Genomic DNA, 15669 nt, shown 5'->3' on the forward strand with positions numbered 1-15669 from the left:
ACGTGCCCGCACGCCCGGCGGGGGCACACGGACAGTCACGTGCGGTGACGGCGCGAGGTGCGGTCTCACGGGGTCGGGCACGGGCTCACAGGGTCGGGCACGGGCTCACAGGGTCGGGCACGGGCTCACGGGGCCAGGCGGCGGGTCTGGTCGGTGAGGATCTCGATCGTGCCGCGTACGTAGTCCTCGATGACGGCGAGCTGGGTCTCGTCGTACCGGGCCATGAACGCGCCCATCGCCCGGCCCAGCTCCTCCAGCGCACCCGATCCGGGGGCGTCGGGGCGGGCGGCGACGAGGGTGCGGCGGCGGTCGGCGGGGTCGGCGGCGCGGCGGACGTGGCCGCCGCGCTCCAGCCGGTCGATCAGGCCGGTGGCAGCCCCGGACGTGACGCCGGTGCGCTGGGCCAGGGCCCCGGCGGTGAACGGGCCCTCCCGGCGGATCAGGCTCAGGGCCCGCTGGTCGGCGGCGCTGAGGCCGACCTGCCGGCCGACGGCCTCGTGGAAGAGCACGACGGCGGTGCTCAACTCGGCCCCGAGACGGTCGCCTTCACGGGTTCTGCGGAATGCGGACACGGGTCTCCTCCGGTGGTGCGCTCCCGGGGACTCGGGGGGGCTCGGCCTCCAGGATCTCAGGGTCGCCTCAGGGTTCGTGTCAGGGTCAGCAACCCTTCACTTCACTAAGTATCTTACTAAGCTAAGAGACATGAAGCGACGCAGCGGATCCACCTTATCCGTCCGACCCTTCGTCAACTCCGTTCTGGAGACGCCCCGTTGGGCCCTCTCCTTCCACCGCCGACATGTCCTCGCGATCACGGCGCTGGGCCTCGTCGCCGCCTCCGAGCGCTTCTTCTCGCGGCTGTTCGAGGACCTCCCCCGCCTCCCCCTCGAAGCCCTCACCATGGCCTCGCGCCTGGCACTCGTGGCGTACGTCATCCATCTGGCCCTCCGCAAGGACCCGGCGGTCGCCTTCGGCCGGGGCGAGGGCTCCGTACCCAAGCGGCACCCCACCACCGCCAGGGCCTTCCTCCCCTACCTGGCGGGTCAGGGTGTCCTGCTCTGCGCGGCCATGTTCGTCTTCGACTTCCTGCCCGAGCAGGTCTTCGCCAGGTACGTCCCGGCCGCCCATCACCCGCTCTACTTCGGCTGCCTCCTGGCCCTGAAGAACGTCACCGTCATCCCCTTCACCCTGATCTGGGCGACCGGCATGGCCCGCCGCCAACTCCTCATCGCTGAACCGGTGTTGGCTACCCCCGCCGCACCAGCGAGGGCGTAGTTGCCGGCGGGGGCGTGGTTCAGGGTGCCGCAGTGCCCCGGGTGGTCGGCGGGGTGTGGCACTCGCGGGCGGCGGACTCGCCGCCGTCGCGGAGGTCCTCGTACACCGCGACCTTGAAGCGGATCAGGTCGAGGGACTCGGTCAGTGCGGCGATCTGCGCGGTGACCCGTGCCTCGTGCTCGCGCATGAGCGCGAGGCGCTCGGGCTCGTTGCCGACGCCCGCGCGCACCAGTTCGGTGTAGCGGCGGAGCACGGGCAGGGGCATGCCGGAGGCGCGCAGGATGATGCAGACGTTCAGCCAGTCGACGTCGTGCCCGGTGTAGACGCGGCGGCCGCCGGACAGGCGGCGTACGGGGTTGAGGAACAGCCCCTCGCGCTCGTAGAAGCGGAGGGCGTGCACGCTCAGGCCGGTGCGCTCGGCGACCTGCCCGATGCCGAACTGCGCCTCTTCCTCGACCGATTCCTCAACCATGCAGGTCAGGGTAAGGGCTTGTGCTAGAGCCAGGTCTAGCTCCTAGGGTTCCGTCTCACGACCGGCCGCTTCTCGTGCCGGGTCGCCCCCCCCTCTGCCTACGAAGGGCACCGCCATGCGTTACCGCACCCTCGGCCGGACCGGCATCGAGGTCAGCACCCACTGCCTCGGCACGATGATGTTCCAGGAGGGCTTCAACGGCGACCACGACGACTGCGTACGGATCGTGCACGCCGCCCTCGACCAGGGGGTCAACTTCGTCGACACCGCCGACATGTACGGGCGGGGCGAGTCCGAGGAGATCGTCGGCAAGGCGCTGCGCGGGCGGCGCGACGACGTCGTACTCGCCACCAAGGTGCACTTCCCGATGGGCGATGGCCCCAACAGGGGCGGAAACTCCCGGCGTTGGATACTCAAGGCCGTCGAGGACAGCCTCGCCCGCCTGGACACCGACTGGATCGACCTCTACCAGGTCCACTTCCCGGACCACACCACGGACATCGAGGAAACCCTCTCCGTCCTCACCGACCTGGTCCGGGCGGGCAAGATCCGGGCCTTCGGCTGCTCGAACTTCCAGCCGGACGAGATCGTCGAGGCGCACCACGTCGCCGAGCGCCGTGCCCTCGGCCGCTTCCGCACGGCGCAGCCGCCGTACTCGATCCTGGCGCGGGGCGTGGAGACCGCGCTGCTGCCGGTCGCCGAGCGGTACGGGATGGGCGTGCTGGTCTGGAGCCCGCTCGCCTTCGGCTTCCTCACCGGCAAGCACCGCAAGGGGCGGACGGCCGACCTGGACTCGGGACGGGCGGCGTTCCGCCCCGGGAACTTCGACCAGTCCCTCGCCGCGAACGCGGCCAAGTACGAAGCCGTGGAACAGCTTTCGGAACTGGCCTCCGACCTCGGCTGCACCCTGCCCCAACTGGCCGTGGCGTTCACCGTGGCGCACCCCGGGGTGACGTCGGCGATTCTCGGCCCCCGGACAATGGAGCAGCTGGAGGGCCTGCTGAAGGGGGCCTCGGTGGTACTGGACGATGCGGCCCTCGACCGCATCGACGCGATCGTCCCCCCGGGCACGAACCTCTACAACCCGGCGGCCTACCTGCCGCCCCGCTCCCTGACCGTACCGGCCCTGCGGCGCCGCCCGCTCGCGGAGCGCGCGGCGGACTAGCGGGCGGGGCCTTGCGGGGGGGGGGCCTTGCGGGGGGCCTTGCGGGGAGGGGGGCGGGGCCGGCGGCCCTCCCCATCTTGACGGCCCAAGCCCGTAGCCATACCGTGGCGCACGCGGCTAACACCGTTAGCCATGGTGACGGGTCGTCATGCGAGAGGGGCGAAGTGACTGACCGCGCGCAGCACATCATGGCCGCCGCAAGGGAATTGCTCGACGCCGAAGGGCCGGACGCCTTGTCGATGCGGCGCATCGCCGAGCGCGTCGGCATCCGGGCGCCCTCCCTGTACAAGCACTTTCCGGACAAGGCCGCCGTCGAGGCCGGGCTCCAGGCGCAGGGGATGACCCGCCTGACAGAGGACCTGGAGGCCGCCGAGGCCGAGATCGGTGCCGACCCGCCCCTGCTCGTGCTCGCCCACGCCTACCGACGGCACGCGCTCGCCGGTCCGCACCTCTACCGCCTCACCCACAGCCGCCCGCTCGCCCGCACCGCGCTCCCCGAAGGACTCGAAGACCGGGCGGCGCTGCCGCTGGCCCGTGCGGTGCAGGGCGACATCGACATCGCGCGTTCGTTCTGGGCATTCGCCCACGGCATGGTCGTGCTCGAACTCGACGGCCGCTTCCCGCCCGGCGCAGACCTGGACGCGGCCTGGCGCACCGGCTGCGAGGCCTTCGCCCAGGCCAAGAGGGCGGGTTCCCAAGGCAGTTGACGGTGAGCGTGGGGCCGTGATGGGCTTTCGCGACCCGTACGCCGGACGCAGTACGCCGGTACGCCCGTACGCCCGTACGCCCGTACGCCCGTACGCCCGTACGCCCATCAGCCCGTACGTCATGCGAGGAGCCCCGTGCAAGAGCCCCTGCCGCACCAGCAGACCACCGTCATACCCCCGCACATGTACGGCCTGCCGGGGGTGGGCTTCGGCGGCTATGCGGCGGGCCTGCTCGCCCGGTGCTTCGAGGGCGGCCCGGTGAAGGTGAGCTTCCGGCGCCCGCTGCCGCTGGGCACGGCGGTGGAGGTGCGGGCCGCCGAGGAGGGAACGTACGAAATCGCCGACGCGGAGGGGACGTTCGCCCGCGCGCAGGCGAGCGGCACCCTGCCGCCACCTCCCTCCATCCCCACCTGGGAGGACGCCCTGCGCGCCGAGAAGGAGCACTCGCTCGCGGACACCCCCTTCTACACCCCCGACTGCTTCGGCTGCGGCATGGGCCGCGCACCCGGCGATGGCCTGCGGCAGAACATCTCCGCGCTGCCGGAGCAGGAGATGGTCGCCACCACCTGGCGCCCCGACCCGGCGCTGAGCCCTGGCCGCGCGTCCCTCCCCGCCGAGCACGTGTGGGGTGCGCTGGACTGTCCCGCCGGATGGACCTGCCACCTGTTCTCCGCCGCCCCGCGCGGCACGGTCACCGCGTACCTCGCGGCCGAGGTGCTCCGCCCGGTCGTTCCGGGCGAGGAGTACGTGAGCTTCGCGTGGAAGATCTCGCACTCCGGCCGCAAGTACGTGGCGGGCAGCGCCCTCGCCACCCGCGACGGCGAACTCTGCGCCCACGCGGAGTCGCTCTGGCTGAGCCCCGCGACGCGCGCGGAATGACCGCTTCCGGACCAGCGGGAGCAGGGCGAATCCCCTTCGATCGGTTGTTCTGTCGTTCATTGGAGTGATTCCGGTTTAGCCGTACATTTTCGGCCACCTACGCTCCGATCCGTGACAGAAAGACACCACGGGCACGCCCCCGCCGAAACGGCGGACGTGATCGTCCTCGGGGCCGGTCCCGCCGGGCTCGTTCTCGCGAATCTGCTGCTCGACCAGGGCATCGACTGCGTCGTCCTGGAACGCGCCGACCGCGCCCACGTCGAGACGCGGGCCCGCGCCGGATTCCTCGCGGCCCACACCGTACGCATCCTGGAACGGCACGGGCTGGCCGACGGGCTGCGGCTGCGCGGCAAGGTCCACAGCACCTGCGAATTCCGGACCGAGGAGGGGCGGTTCCGGCTGGACTACGGCGCGTTGGGCAGCGGTGAAACGCATGTCGTGTATCCGCAGCAGGACCTCGTCAGCGACCTGCTGGCCCGGTTCGTCGGCGCCGGCGGGCAGGTACGTTTCTCCGCCGAGGCCACCGAGGTGCGCGACGCCGACGGCGACCGGCCCACCGTGCACGTCCGCGAGAGCGACGGGCGGCCCGCCCGCTGGCAGGGGCGGTACGTCGCCGGATGCGACGGCAGGCACGGTGCGGCCCGCCGCTCCCTGCCGCCCGGCGCGGTCCGCCGCCGGCACATCGACCACGGGATCTCCTGGCTGGGCCTGCTCGCCGAGGCCCCGCCCAGCCTCGACGCCGTGGGTTACGCGGTGCACGCCCGGGGATTCGCCGGGCACATGGCCCGTACCGACACGATCACCCGCTACTACCTCCAGGTCGCCCGCGGAACGCCCGCGGACTCCTGGTCCGAGGAGCGGATCTGGGACGAGCTGGACCTGCGGACGGGGGCCAAGGAGTACGGCCCGCTGACCCGCGGCCGGATCGTGGAGCGCGCGATCGTCGACCTGGAGTCGGACGTGCTCGACCCGCTGCGCCACGGCCGACTCCTGCTGGCGGGCGACGCGGCCGCGCTCATCAGCCCGTCCGCCGCGAAGGGGGCCAACCTCGCGGTGCTGGAGGCGGAGTTGCTGGCGGGGGCGCTCGGCGACGCGCTGCAACGCAATGACGGCGCGGGCCTGGACGCGTACTCCGCGAAGTGCCTGGCCCACGTCTGGCGGGCGCAGGAGTTCTCCCGCTGGATGATCGAGCTGCTGCACGATCCGTCCGGCTGGCACGGCGGCCCGGCGGGGCCGACCGGGCCGACCGGGCCGATCGGGTCGACCGGGCCGATCGGGCCGACCGGGCCGGAAGACGTCGACGGCCCGTCCGAAGAATCGTTGTTCCTCGACTCCTTGCGCCGCTCCCGCCTCGCCTCTCTCGCCACCTCACGCCGCCAGCAGGACTGGTTCGCCACTCGCTACGTGGGCCTGTGAGCCGGGGCAACCGCCCCGCTCGCGTACCCGCGCATCCGCGCCACCCCATCTCCCACGCACGCTTGAGGATCTCCCCTGCCATGAACACGACACTCACGAGCGACCCCGAAGCACTGAGCGACCCCGCAGAGCTGAGTCATCCCGCAGCGCTGGGCGACCCCGCAGAACCGCGCGACACCACGGACGTCGCGCGGCTGCGTGCCGCCGTCGGCTTCGTCAGGGAGCAGGACGTCGCCACGCTCCTTCCCCTGCTGCTGCCCGGGCTCGACCCGGACGGACCCGAGCTGCGGTCCGTCCTGGAGCACTGCCGGTTCTGCCATGCCGCGCTGCTCGTCTTCCCCGCTGACGACGCCGCGCTGCCCGCCCTGCTCGCCGACTGCGGGCTCGACGCCTCCGCCGAGCCGCGTCCGAGTGTGGTCGTACGCGACCGCCTCGCCCGGCGGCACGGGCTGCCGCCCGCCGGGCTGGACGTCACCATCCACCGCCCGCCGGTGCCGTCCGCCGAGGGCGACCGGCGGACGGTGGAGGTGTTCGCGCTGACCGTCGCACCCGGTTCCGCCGCCGAGACGATCGCCGCCGAGGAGCGCGCCCACCAGCACGAGACGCACGTCGCCTTCCAGGCGGTACGTCCCGACCCGCTGGTCCTGCGCGGCCTGCACGCCGCCTTCCTCGGCCACGGCGCGACCCCCGACGGCGGCGGCTACAACCACCACGAGAACGGCACCGTCCTCTACTTCACGGTGCCCGCGCGGTCCCCGTCCCCGTACCGCCGCATCGAGCTGTACGCCCCCGGCGACCACCGCGACCTGCTGGCCGCCCACCTCGCCGACCAGCAGTCCCGGCAGCCTGCCGAAACGCTCCTGCGCCAGATGACCGGCGCCTGGACCACCCAGGCCCTGGCGGTCTGCGCGCGGCTCGGGCTGGCGGACGTGCTGCGTACGGACGAGACCCTGGACGCGGTGGAGCTGGCACAGAAGCTCGGTGCCGACCCCGGGAGCCTGACCTCGCTGCTGCGCTACCTCACCATGCTGGGCGCGGTCGCCGAACGGCCCGACGGCTTCCGGCTCACCGGACGCGGCACGCTCCTGCGCGAGGACACGCCCGGGTCCATGCGGGCGCTGGCCCTGATGTACGGCGGGCCCTTCTACCGGTCGTTCGCCGAGCTGGAGCACACGGTGCGCACCGGCGAGGTCGCCTTCGACCACCTGCACGGCGAGAACCACTTCGACCACTTCGCCCGCGACCCGGAGCTGGCGGACCTGTTCGACCGGTCGATGGCGGCGAGTTCGCGGATGTTCGAGCCGCTGCCCGCGCACCCGGTGTTCGTCGCCGCCGCCGCGCGTACGGCCCGTACGACCGTGGTGGACGTCGCGGGCGGCACCGGCGAGCTGCTGGCGCGGGTACTGGCCGCGCACCCGTCCCTGCACGGGGCCCTGCTGGAGCGCCCGCAGACCATCGACGCCGCCCGCGTCCTGCTGACCAAGGCGGGCCACGGCGACCGGTGCGCCTTCCACCCCGGCGACTTCGCGGACGTGCCCGCGGGCGGCGACGTCTATCTGCTCTCCCGGGTCCTGCACGACTGGGACGACGACCGCTGCCGGGAGATCCTGCGGCACTGCGCCGACGCCATGCCCGACCACGCGGACCTGCTTGTCGTCGAGCGGATCCTCCCCGACGACGGCGCGCCGTCGCTGGCCACGGCGTGGGACCTGCACATGCGGTGCAACGTGGGCGGCCGCGAGCGCCGGGCCGAGCACTTCGCGCGGCTGTTCGCGGACGCGGGGCTGGTGCTGGTGGACCGTGCGCCGTTGCCGCTTGACGCATCGGTTCTTCAGGTGCGGAAGGTGCTTTAGGTACGGAAGGTGCTCTAGGTAAGCAAGAGGGGTGCGCCCTCCGTATGGCCCACGGGGTCCAGGAGTTGCCCGGCGGCCCGGGCCAGCGACGTCAGTGTGCGTCGCCGGTCCGGGGTCCAGGCGGTCGCCATGCGCTGATGGACGGAGATCACGCCGACGAGGACGCCGTGCCGGGTGGTGACGGGCAGCGACACCACCGCGCCGACCCCGGCGTCCCGGACCGCGTCCATGGCGGGGGTGCCCAGGAAGACCGGGGAGTGGAGCACTTCCTCGACAAAGACGGGCGCCCGGTCCAGGGCGGCGACGCCGCAGGCGGTGTCGCGGTCGTCGACGGTGGCGAAGAAGTCGAGGAAGGGCTGGTGGAAGCCGCGCTGCGAGGTGAGGTGCAGCAGCCCGGTGCCGGGTTCGAGGAGTTGGGCGTTGCCCATCGGGGCGCCGGTGATCCGCAGGGCGAGGGCGAGGGCGTCGCGCAGCAGGGCCTGCCGGTGGCGGTAGTCGTCGCGGGAGAACAGCCCGACGGGGGTGAGGTCGACCCGCAGCCCGGGGTGCCCGCCGCTGAGCCGCAGGGTGCGCAGGACCTGGCTGCGGGCGCTTTCGACCACCAACTCTCGGCCGATTGACCGGAGTTGCTGCGCGGCGCCTGCCATCAGATCCAGGGCGTCCGGTGAGCAGAAGGTGACCTGGCTCAGGTCGAGGGCGAGCCGCCGGGGCGTGCCGGTGAGGGTACGCAGCAGGCGGGCGAGGGAGTGCAGGCAGGCCAGATCGAGTTCGCCGGCGACGCGCAGGGTGATGCCGCGTCCGTCGTTCACGGTCACGGTGAAGCAGGCGGCGGGTCCGAGAGTGGCCCAGCCGACGCCGCCGACGGGTGCGGGAGGCTCCAACTCCCGTACGGATATGGCCGGTTCGCGATCATCACCTCGCAGCAGGACGTCTCTCACCCCGTGCCGTGCGGCCTGCGACTGCGTTGTGCCCATGAGGCACCATCCCACCAATGCACCCCACGAATCGGCCACAAGCTCGCAATTGACCCCCGAAGGGTCAATGATTCAACTTCCGTGTCCGACTTTTTCGGGCACCTCGGCAGGGCGAGGCGGGCCGCGCATCACCCCTGGGGGAGAATGCCGGAATGAGACATGTGTTCGCAGGAATACCGGAGTTGGCGGGCGCCGCCGTCCCCCGCACCGCAGTCGTCGTCGATGTCATGCGTGCCTTCACCGTCGCCGCCTGGGCCTTCGAGCGGGGCGCCGAGAAGATCGTCCTGGCCGCCACGCTGGACGAGGCACTCGCCCTCAAGCACGCGAACCCCGGCTGGCTCGCGCTGAAGGACGGGGCCCTGGAGGAGGGCTTCGACGCGGTCAACTCCCCCGCGCTGCTGCGGTCGGTGGACCTCTCCGGCCGCACCGTGGTGCAGAAGACGACGGCGGGGACGGTGGGCGCCCTGGCCGTAGCCGACGCGCCGCTGATCCTCTGCGCGAGCTTCGTGGTCGCGGGGGCGACGGCCCGGGTGCTGCGGGAGCGGGGGGCCACCGAGGTGACGTACGTGGTCACGGGCGAGGACGGGCGCGCCGACGAAGACCTGGCCTGCGCCGAGTACGTCGCCGCGCTCGCCGGAGGCTCGGCAACCGAGGCGGATCCGTACGTCGAACGCGCCCGGAAGTCACAGGCCGCCGCCGAACTCACCACGGGCGTACGGAGCGGCTCGCACCCGGAGGACGTCGAACTCTGCGTGCAGACGGACCGCTTCCCCTTCGCGATGGAGGCCCGCAGGGAGGGCCCGCTGATGGTGCTGCGGCCGGTCGCCCCGCAGGCCTGAGCCGCCGCTGCCTTCAGCCGAGCAACGGGCCGACGAGCGCCCGCAGTTCGGCCGCCCCCCGGTAGTGGTGGCCGGTCAGTCCCGCCTCGGTCGCCGCCGAGACGTTGGCGCGGGTGTCGTCCACGAACAGGCAGCGTTCCACGGGTACGCCCACCAGGCGGGCCGCTTCCGCGAAGACGCGGGGGTCGGGTTTGGCGATGCCGAAGCGGGAGGTGTTGAACACCGCGTCGAAGGCGTCGGCCAGGCCCTTGGCCGCCAGGTAGGACTCCAGGCGGGTGGTGGCGTTGGAGACCAGGACGACGGGCACCCTGACCCTCAACGCGCCGAGCAGGTCGAGGAGTTCGGCGTCGATGCGGCCGCTGAGTGCGCTCCACTCGCCGACCAGGGCGCGCGCCCGGTCCGCCGAGCCGCAGGTCGCCGTCAGCGCGACGGCGACCTGCGCCCGCCACTCCTCGTCCGTGAGGCGGCCCGTGACCGCCGCCTCCAGCAGCCCGTCCTCGAACGCTGCCCCGGCCAGGGTCCCTTCGGGCAGGCCGCGGGCGCGGTCCAGGGCGGACATGCCGTCGGGGTCCCAGAGGTTCAGTACGCCGTCGAAGTCGACGAGGACGGCGGCGAAGGGCGGGGGCCCCATGGGGTCCGTGGATTCCGTGGCTTCCATGGGGAGGGATGATGCCAGCCGCCCCTCCGCCCGCTCACACCGGCAGGTGCCGCGCGAAGAAACCCCGCACGAGCTGGGACACCGCCCCCGGACGCACCGTCCCGACCATCCCCGCCCGCTGCTCGGCCGTCATCAGGCCCGCCCGCCGAAGCTGCGGGACGAGGGCCGCGTAGTCGGTGAAGGCCCAGTGGTTGGCGTGGGCGAGTTCCCGGCGGGCGACGGGGCCGCCGTGGGCGAGGAGCGCGGACCAGGAACGGTCGAAGCGGGCGTCGCGGAAGCCGTCCGTGCCCGCGAGGAGCAGCGGGCGGTCCGGGCGCTGCCGGGCCACGGGGAACAGCTCGCCGTCCAGACCGTCGAGGTAGCCCTCCATGTTCACGGCGGCGACGACCCGCCGGTCCTCGTGGAACGCCTGGGCGACGGCGGTGCCGCCGGCGGAGTGCCCGTACAGCCCGGCCCTCCTCAGCCCCAGTGCGTCCAGCACGAACCGGAGATCGGCCACCCGGGTCCCGATCATGGTGCGGAAGCCCGCCGCGTCCATGTCCGGGCGCAGCTCGGTGATCCGTACGCGCTCGGAACGTCCGGGTCGCACTCCCGGGAACTCGACCTGACTGGCGTCGCCGGGGTGGTCGACGAGGACGACGTTCCAGCCGTACGAGACGAGTTCTGCGGCCAGGACGCTGCCCATGGTGCGGGAGTCGCCGCCGCCGGGGCTGTGGAGGAGGGTGGGCCGCCGGCCGGGCAACGGGGCGGTGCCGGTACGGGCGTGGGTGAGGGTGGCGGCCCAGTCGACCCCGGCGGCGGGCAGGAACGGCGCGCGCACCATCGGCGCGAGGTCGGTGAAATCCCGGGCCTCGGCGGGCGTGAGCTGCGGCAGCCGCGGTTGCCGCCCGCCGGGCACGGTCGGCCGCAGGAGGGTGACCATGAGCTCACGGACGCCGATCGCGGGCGTCCACGGGTCGTTGCGGCTGCGGTCGACGAGATACCGGATCTCGGCACCGACACCGTACGGCCCGGTGGGCGCGGGCAGCCGAAGCCGCATCCCGTTCGAACTGGCGAGGGCCTGCGCCGGATTGAGGGCTGCGCCCCCCAGGGCCAATGCTGCGGCGACACCGCCCTTGACGAAGGTACGGCGGCCGGGTGCGGGGTTGTCAGTCATGGAAGGCATCCTGGTGACGGGCCCGTCACGGGGACGAGGCTTACGACCGGAGCCGAAAGGCTTGCGCCGAACGGGCCGAACGACCTGAACGGGGGGACCCGCATCACCAGGATCCACTTCACCGCGGCCGACCTCGCCCGTGTCCGGTTCGCCCCGCGCCCCTCGCCCGTTCCCGAGCTGCACGCGGCCCTCATGTCGCTGGCCTCCCCGCACCCGGACCCGCTCTTCGCCCGCTGGCGGAGCCGGTTGCTGCGGTCGCTGCCCCGGGCCGCCGAGCCGCTCGCGGACCTCGTGCCGGGCGGACGGCCGCCCGCGTTCCTCGACGTGCTGGGGGACACGCTGGACGAGGGGTGCGCGCTCATCAGGTCCGCCGAGCCCGCTCTCGTACGGGAAGGGCTGGAGCAGGCGTACGGTCCGCAGCCCGCCCCGCCCTGGATACGCGCCCTGCACGCGGGCGAGCCCGAGGGCTGGCGCACCTGGGAGCGGGCCCAGCGGGCGGCGTACGAGTCGGCCCTCGCTCCGGTCTGGCCGCTGGTCCAGGACCTGCACCGGGCGGAGTTCACCCGCCACGCGCTCACCGTGGCGGAACAGGGCCTGGGTGCGGCCCTGTTGGCACTGGTCCCGGGTTCGCGCATGAACGAGGGGGTCTGGGAGTGGCCCTCGGCGGGCCCGGACGTACACCTCGCCGGGCGCGGACTGCTGCTGCGACCGACCTTCCACTGGCGGCACGGCCCCCTCGTCCAGGACCTCCCGGACCGGCCGGTCGCCCTCGCCTGTCCGGCGGGCCCAGGCCTCCCGCTCCTCGCCCTCACGGAGCCGGAGCCGGGTCCGCCCGCAGACGACCCGCTGGCGGGGGTCCTGGGCCGCACCCGGCTCGCCGTGCTGCGCGCCCTCGACGAGCCGCAGACCACCACGGGCCTCGCCGCCCGCACGGGCGTGAGCAGCGCGACGGCCTCCTCGCACGCCTCGGCGCTGCGTGCGGCGGGCCTGCTGACGACGACCAGGACGGGGCTGTCGGTCAGACATGCGCGCACTCCGCTCGGGGAGTTGTTGATCGGGGGGACGTCCTGGCCGAGGACCAGGGCGGTGTCCGAGCCGGTCGACCCGGCGGGACAGAGGCACCGGCGCTGATTCAACGTAAAGTGTTTCAACGTTGAGATATTCTGTGACCATGAACAAGGCCACGGACCCTGCCCCTGCCCCTGCCCCTGCCCCTGCCCCTGCCCCTGCCCCTGCCCCTGCCCCTGCCCCTGCCCCTGACACTGACGCGGACGAAGCGACCTCCGCCCCCCGCACCGACTCGGTCGACGCGATCATCGACCTCTGGACCCATGAGCGCCCCGACTTCACCGACGCCCTCTGGCCCGTCGAGGTCCTCGGCCGGCTCCAGCGACTCGGGGTCGCCCTGGAGAAGGAGTTCCGTGCCTTTGCCCTCGAACGCGGTCTGGAACTGGGCGAGTTCGACATCCTGAGCACACTCCAGCGCTCCGGCCCCCCGTACGAACTGACCGCCGGCGCGTTCCGCAAGGCGGCCATGGTGACCTCGGGCGCGATCACCAACCGCATCGACCGCCTGGAGGCCAAGGGCCTGGTCGAGCGGGTCCGGGGCACCGAGGACCGCCGCTCGGTGAAGATCCGCCTGACCGAGAAGGGCCACGAGATCACCCGCGCCTACATGACGGACCACCTCGCGAACGAGGCCCGGTTGCTCGCCCCCTTCGACCGGGACGAGTGCACGGACCTCGCCGACAAACTCCGCCGCCTGCTGATCTCGCTCGGCGACACGAGCATCAAGTAGCGCAGCCGGAAACGGCCTACGCGCCTACGCGTCTATGCGCCTATGCGGCGAACCCCACGTTCGTCACGTACTCGTACTGCCCCCAGTCCGATCCGAGATCGACGACCGTGTCGTCCCAGGCCGTCTCCAGACCGCCCGTGTCACCGGCCGCCCAGGCGGTCACGAGCGCGTCCCAGTCGCGGACGTTCATCGTGCGCATGCTCAGCACGCGCTTGTGGGGCTGGGGCACCTGGGACTGGTTCAGCGGGTGGATCTCGATGCGGGTGCCGCGCCCGTCCCGGTTGAGCCGCTTGAGCAGATGCTTGGCGACGTTCTGCCGCCGTACCGCCGTGTACGCCCGCTCGATCTTCTCCAGGCTGGCCCGCGACGGCTGCCGCTTCCCGTCCCGCCAGGCCTTGAGGGTGCGGTCGGTCACGGTCAGGCCCGCGGCCTTGGCCGCCCGTACCGCATGGGGGGTACGGGTGAGGTAGTTCAGCCGGGCCGTCCAGCCGCGCTTGGCCGTGACGGGTGTGGCGATGCCGCCCGCGAGCCGGTCGAGCTGGTTGGCCACGGCCTCGCCGCCCTTGATGCCCCGCGCGCCGAACAGGCCGAATTGAATGCTCTTCTCGGGCACTGACTAGCTCCCCTCCCCCACCGTGTACGTGTCCTTCACCTTGACCTCCGTAACCCCCCTGCCCTCGGGAAAGACACGACGCCAGTCGCCGATGACGTGCAGTTCGTCGGTACCCATGGCCCGCACCACATGCAGCCCTTCCTCGTGCGCCTTCCACGCCTTCATCCACAGGTTGGCGAAGGCCTGCGAGCGGATGAGGTGCATCCAGTCCTGCCGGTACAGCTCCCGGTTGTAGTTCGACTCCCCCATGGTCGAGACGAACTTGGAGTACATCGCCTTCACGTACTCCAGTGTCACCTCGTCGTCCGCCTCGATCGCCCTCGCCCGGGCGTCGGTGAGCGTGACGCGGAACTTCTCCAGGAGGTTCTCGGTCGATCCGGAGGTGTACGACTCGTGGATCTCGGGGGGTTCGCAGAGCCGGTGCTTGGGCCCGGACAACCGCAGCAGGAGCCGCAGCGTCGGCTCGGTCACCCAGAGCGGACCGGGCTCGTCCCGGTTGCCGATCGGGTTCGGGAGTACGTCCTCGTACTCCCACTCCGGCGGGGTGATGAGATGCACCCCGGCGCGCCGCCGGTCGTGCTCGAAGCCGCTGGAGTGCTCCAACTGGCCGATCGGGAGGTGGGTCTTGAGGGCGGAGAGATAGGCCGCGTTCATGTCGAGCGCGGTCACCTCGTGCGCGCCACCGGGCAGCACGCGCCGGGTCCACTTGGGCCGCGCCTCCCAGACCTGATCCGCCCCCTTCGCGGTCTGCTTGCGCAGGATCTTCGGCAGCGCGGGGTGCGCGACGACGTCGTACCTGGCCCCCTTGCGGGTCTCGTCCAGCAGGACCATGGCGTCGGGGATGGCGTGCTTGACCAGGGCCGCGGTGGCGTCGTCGACGTCGCCGCCGTGGTCGGCGAGGGCGGCGGCGACGGCGCGGGTGACGAGTTCACCGGGACCGCTCTCCTCCTGAAAGGCGCGGCCACGGGGCTTGCGGGGGGAGGCTTCGGGGGCGGGGGCTTTCGGAGCGGGGACTTTCGGTGCGGGTTCGGCGGCGGTGCACTCGGCCGGGTCCAGGTGCTGGGCAAAGCCGTCGATGCGCTGGGCGGCGGGGTTCCCGCACAGGACGCACGGCTCGGGTGCGGCGAGGACCTCGACGTCGTCGTCCACGGCGGCAGCAGGAACCGGGGCCTCCTCCGCTTCCGCCTCCTCCTCGGCCTCAACAGCCTCCGCATCCTCAATGGCCTCCGGGGCCAACTTCGCCCGGAGCCCGTCCAGCAGGTACGCGTACCGCTTGCGCACCTCGCCGACCGGGTCGCGCCCCGTCTCCCACCCGGAGACGGTGCTCGGGCTGACTCCGAGGGCCTCGGCGACGCGGGCCTTGGAGAGGTGTGCACGTTCGCGCAGGTCGCGGCGCTCGGCGGGATCGGGCAGCGGGACTTGGGGGGCCACGCCGGACAGCAGTGAGTCGATGGCGTCGAAGTCACTGGAGTCATTCATGGGGTCGGCCCCTTTGCCCGGGAGGAGGTGGTGCGTGCGGTAGTACGTCGATGATGGGCGTCCGGCAACGCCTCGCACGCCCGCGTCGGCCCGTCCAGCAGGTCGAGCGGGCGGACACCGTAGTGGGCGGCGAGGGCGTCGACGTCGTCGAGCTGCCAGGCGGCGGCCCCGGACTGACGGCGCGAGACCTGGGTCTGCGTCAGTCCGAGTATGTCCGCGACGGTGCGCTGCGAGTGGCCGGTCGCCTGCATCAGTGCGGCGACGGTCAATCGCAGCGACTCCTGCAACGTCAGTCCCGTGGGGCCCATGGGGCCGACCCTACCAATCCCTCATGCGAGTTCCGCATGAGACCTCGCTCTCGGGTCAGCCCCATGGGTAATCCGAATGA

17 protein-coding genes are annotated in these 15669 nt (G+C 72.4%); 9 read left to right on the plus strand and 8 right to left on the minus strand.

What is annotated here, in order from left to right:
• Window positions 1-125: 125 nt before the first annotated feature.
• Window positions 126-572: a MarR family transcriptional regulator gene (locus IE269_RS15545; protein ID WP_189823535.1), complete on the minus strand. Its 447-nt coding sequence runs from the start codon at window positions 570-572 to the stop codon at window positions 126-128.
• Window positions 573-702: 130 nt separating this feature from the next.
• Between IE269_RS15545 and IE269_RS15550 the strand changes: the two genes are divergently transcribed.
• Window positions 703-1272, plus strand: coding sequence for a hypothetical protein (locus tag IE269_RS15550; RefSeq protein ID WP_189823536.1), 570 nt, complete (start codon window positions 703-705; stop codon window positions 1270-1272).
• Between the two features lie 19 nt (window positions 1273-1291).
• On the opposite strand, the gene IE269_RS15555 is transcribed toward IE269_RS15550, so the two are convergent.
• On the minus strand, window positions 1292-1744 hold the full coding sequence (locus tag IE269_RS15555) for a MerR family transcriptional regulator (protein ID WP_189823537.1): 453 nt from the start codon (window positions 1742-1744) through the stop codon (window positions 1292-1294).
• A gap of 115 nt (window positions 1745-1859) precedes the next feature.
• Between IE269_RS15555 and IE269_RS15560 the strand changes: the two genes are divergently transcribed.
• From IE269_RS15560 to IE269_RS15580, 5 genes are all read left to right on the plus strand, one after another.
• Window positions 1860-2909: an aldo/keto reductase gene (locus IE269_RS15560; protein ID WP_189823538.1), complete on the plus strand. Its 1050-nt coding sequence runs from the start codon at window positions 1860-1862 to the stop codon at window positions 2907-2909.
• Window positions 2910-3073: 164 nt separating this feature from the next.
• Window positions 3074-3616, plus strand: a complete 543-nt coding sequence (locus IE269_RS15565) for a TetR/AcrR family transcriptional regulator (protein WP_229897727.1) — start codon at window positions 3074-3076, stop codon at window positions 3614-3616.
• A gap of 135 nt (window positions 3617-3751) precedes the next feature.
• On the plus strand, window positions 3752-4495 hold the full coding sequence (locus tag IE269_RS15570; RefSeq protein ID WP_189823539.1) for a hypothetical protein: 744 nt from the start codon (window positions 3752-3754) through the stop codon (window positions 4493-4495).
• Between the two features lie 111 nt (window positions 4496-4606).
• Window positions 4607-5911, plus strand: a complete 1305-nt coding sequence (locus IE269_RS15575) for a 4-hydroxybenzoate 3-monooxygenase (protein ID WP_438817559.1) — start codon at window positions 4607-4609, stop codon at window positions 5909-5911.
• Between the two features lie 80 nt (window positions 5912-5991).
• A complete protein-coding gene (locus IE269_RS15580; RefSeq protein WP_189823540.1) occupies window positions 5992-7764 on the plus strand; it encodes a methyltransferase in 1773 nt (590 codons plus the stop codon).
• A gap of 14 nt (window positions 7765-7778) precedes the next feature.
• On the opposite strand, the gene IE269_RS15585 is transcribed toward IE269_RS15580, so the two are convergent.
• The gene (locus IE269_RS15585) at window positions 7779-8738 is read right to left on the minus strand and encodes a GAF domain-containing protein (protein WP_189823541.1); all 960 of its coding nucleotides are present in this window, start codon (window positions 8736-8738) and stop codon (window positions 7779-7781) included.
• A 152-nt stretch (window positions 8739-8890) separates the two neighbouring features.
• Between IE269_RS15585 and IE269_RS15590 the strand changes: the two genes are divergently transcribed.
• The gene (locus IE269_RS15590; protein ID WP_189823542.1) at window positions 8891-9577 is read left to right on the plus strand and encodes a 2-phosphosulfolactate phosphatase; all 687 of its coding nucleotides are present in this window, start codon (window positions 8891-8893) and stop codon (window positions 9575-9577) included.
• 13 nt (window positions 9578-9590) lie between these two features.
• Here the strand turns inward: IE269_RS15590 and IE269_RS15595 are convergent, their stop codons facing one another.
• Window positions 9591-10235: an HAD-IA family hydrolase gene (locus IE269_RS15595; RefSeq protein WP_229897729.1), complete on the minus strand. Its 645-nt coding sequence runs from the start codon at window positions 10233-10235 to the stop codon at window positions 9591-9593.
• A gap of 34 nt (window positions 10236-10269) precedes the next feature.
• Complete coding sequence (locus IE269_RS15600) at window positions 10270-11391, minus strand: alpha/beta hydrolase (RefSeq protein ID WP_189823905.1); 1122 nt, start codon at window positions 11389-11391, stop codon at window positions 10270-10272.
• Between the two features lie 192 nt (window positions 11392-11583).
• On the opposite strand from IE269_RS15600, the gene IE269_RS15605 reads away from it, so the two are divergent.
• Window positions 11584-12522 carry a helix-turn-helix domain-containing protein gene (locus tag IE269_RS15605; RefSeq protein WP_308436948.1) on the plus strand — a complete coding sequence of 313 codons (939 nt, stop codon included), beginning with the start codon at window positions 11584-11586 and terminating at the stop codon, window positions 12520-12522.
• 40 nt (window positions 12523-12562) lie between these two features.
• On the plus strand, window positions 12563-13189 hold the full coding sequence (locus IE269_RS15610; protein ID WP_189823543.1) for a MarR family winged helix-turn-helix transcriptional regulator: 627 nt from the start codon (window positions 12563-12565) through the stop codon (window positions 13187-13189).
• A gap of 40 nt (window positions 13190-13229) precedes the next feature.
• Here IE269_RS15610 and IE269_RS15615 read toward each other — a convergent pair whose 3' ends face one another.
• Genes IE269_RS15615 through IE269_RS15625 form a run of 3 tightly spaced genes read right to left on the minus strand, consistent with a single transcriptional unit; the run spans window position 13230 to window position 15589 of the window.
• The gene (locus IE269_RS15615) at window positions 13230-13802 is read right to left on the minus strand and encodes a transcriptional regulator (protein WP_189823544.1); all 573 of its coding nucleotides are present in this window, start codon (window positions 13800-13802) and stop codon (window positions 13230-13232) included.
• Between the two features lie 3 nt (window positions 13803-13805).
• Window positions 13806-15281, minus strand: coding sequence for a helix-turn-helix domain-containing protein (locus IE269_RS15620; RefSeq protein WP_189823545.1), 1476 nt, complete (start codon window positions 15279-15281; stop codon window positions 13806-13808).
• On the minus strand, window positions 15278-15589 hold the full coding sequence (locus IE269_RS15625; protein ID WP_189823546.1) for a helix-turn-helix domain-containing protein: 312 nt from the start codon (window positions 15587-15589) through the stop codon (window positions 15278-15280). The genes IE269_RS15620 and IE269_RS15625 overlap by 4 nt, the downstream gene beginning before the upstream one ends.
• Window positions 15590-15669 lie beyond the last annotated feature (80 nt).

Origin of the sequence: Streptomyces spiroverticillatus (assembly GCA_014650415.1) — a bacterium.
Taxonomy (GTDB): Bacteria; Actinomycetota; Actinomycetes; order Streptomycetales; family Streptomycetaceae; genus Streptomyces; species Streptomyces spiroverticillatus.

Excerpts from the sequence above, each read along its gene's own strand:
- IE269_RS15600 (WP_189823905.1), bottom strand. The coding sequence starts at position 11,391 with ATGACTGACAACCCCGCACCCGGCCGCCGTACCTTCGTCAAGGGCGGT.
- IE269_RS15550 (WP_189823536.1), top strand. The coding sequence starts at position 703 with ATGAAGCGACGCAGCGGATCCACCTTATCCGTCCGACCCTTCGTCAAC.
- IE269_RS15610 (WP_189823543.1), top strand. The coding sequence starts at position 12,563 with ATGAACAAGGCCACGGACCCTGCCCCTGCCCCTGCCCCTGCCCCTGCC.
- IE269_RS15595 (WP_229897729.1), bottom strand. The coding sequence starts at position 10,235 with ATGGAAGCCACGGAATCCACGGACCCCATGGGGCCCCCGCCCTTCGCC.
- IE269_RS15625 (WP_189823546.1), bottom strand. The coding sequence starts at position 15,589 with ATGGGCCCCACGGGACTGACGTTGCAGGAGTCGCTGCGATTGACCGTC.
- IE269_RS15620 (WP_189823545.1), bottom strand. The coding sequence starts at position 15,281 with ATGAATGACTCCAGTGACTTCGACGCCATCGACTCACTGCTGTCCGGC.
- IE269_RS15585 (WP_189823541.1), bottom strand. The coding sequence starts at position 8,738 with ATGGGCACAACGCAGTCGCAGGCCGCACGGCACGGGGTGAGAGACGTC.
- IE269_RS15560 (WP_189823538.1), top strand. The coding sequence starts at position 1,860 with ATGCGTTACCGCACCCTCGGCCGGACCGGCATCGAGGTCAGCACCCAC.
- IE269_RS15555 (WP_189823537.1), bottom strand. The coding sequence starts at position 1,744 with ATGGTTGAGGAATCGGTCGAGGAAGAGGCGCAGTTCGGCATCGGGCAG.
- IE269_RS15580 (WP_189823540.1), top strand. The coding sequence starts at position 5,992 with ATGAACACGACACTCACGAGCGACCCCGAAGCACTGAGCGACCCCGCA.
- IE269_RS15605 (WP_308436948.1), top strand. The coding sequence starts at position 11,584 with ATGTCGCTGGCCTCCCCGCACCCGGACCCGCTCTTCGCCCGCTGGCGG.
- IE269_RS15590 (WP_189823542.1), top strand. The coding sequence starts at position 8,891 with ATGAGACATGTGTTCGCAGGAATACCGGAGTTGGCGGGCGCCGCCGTC.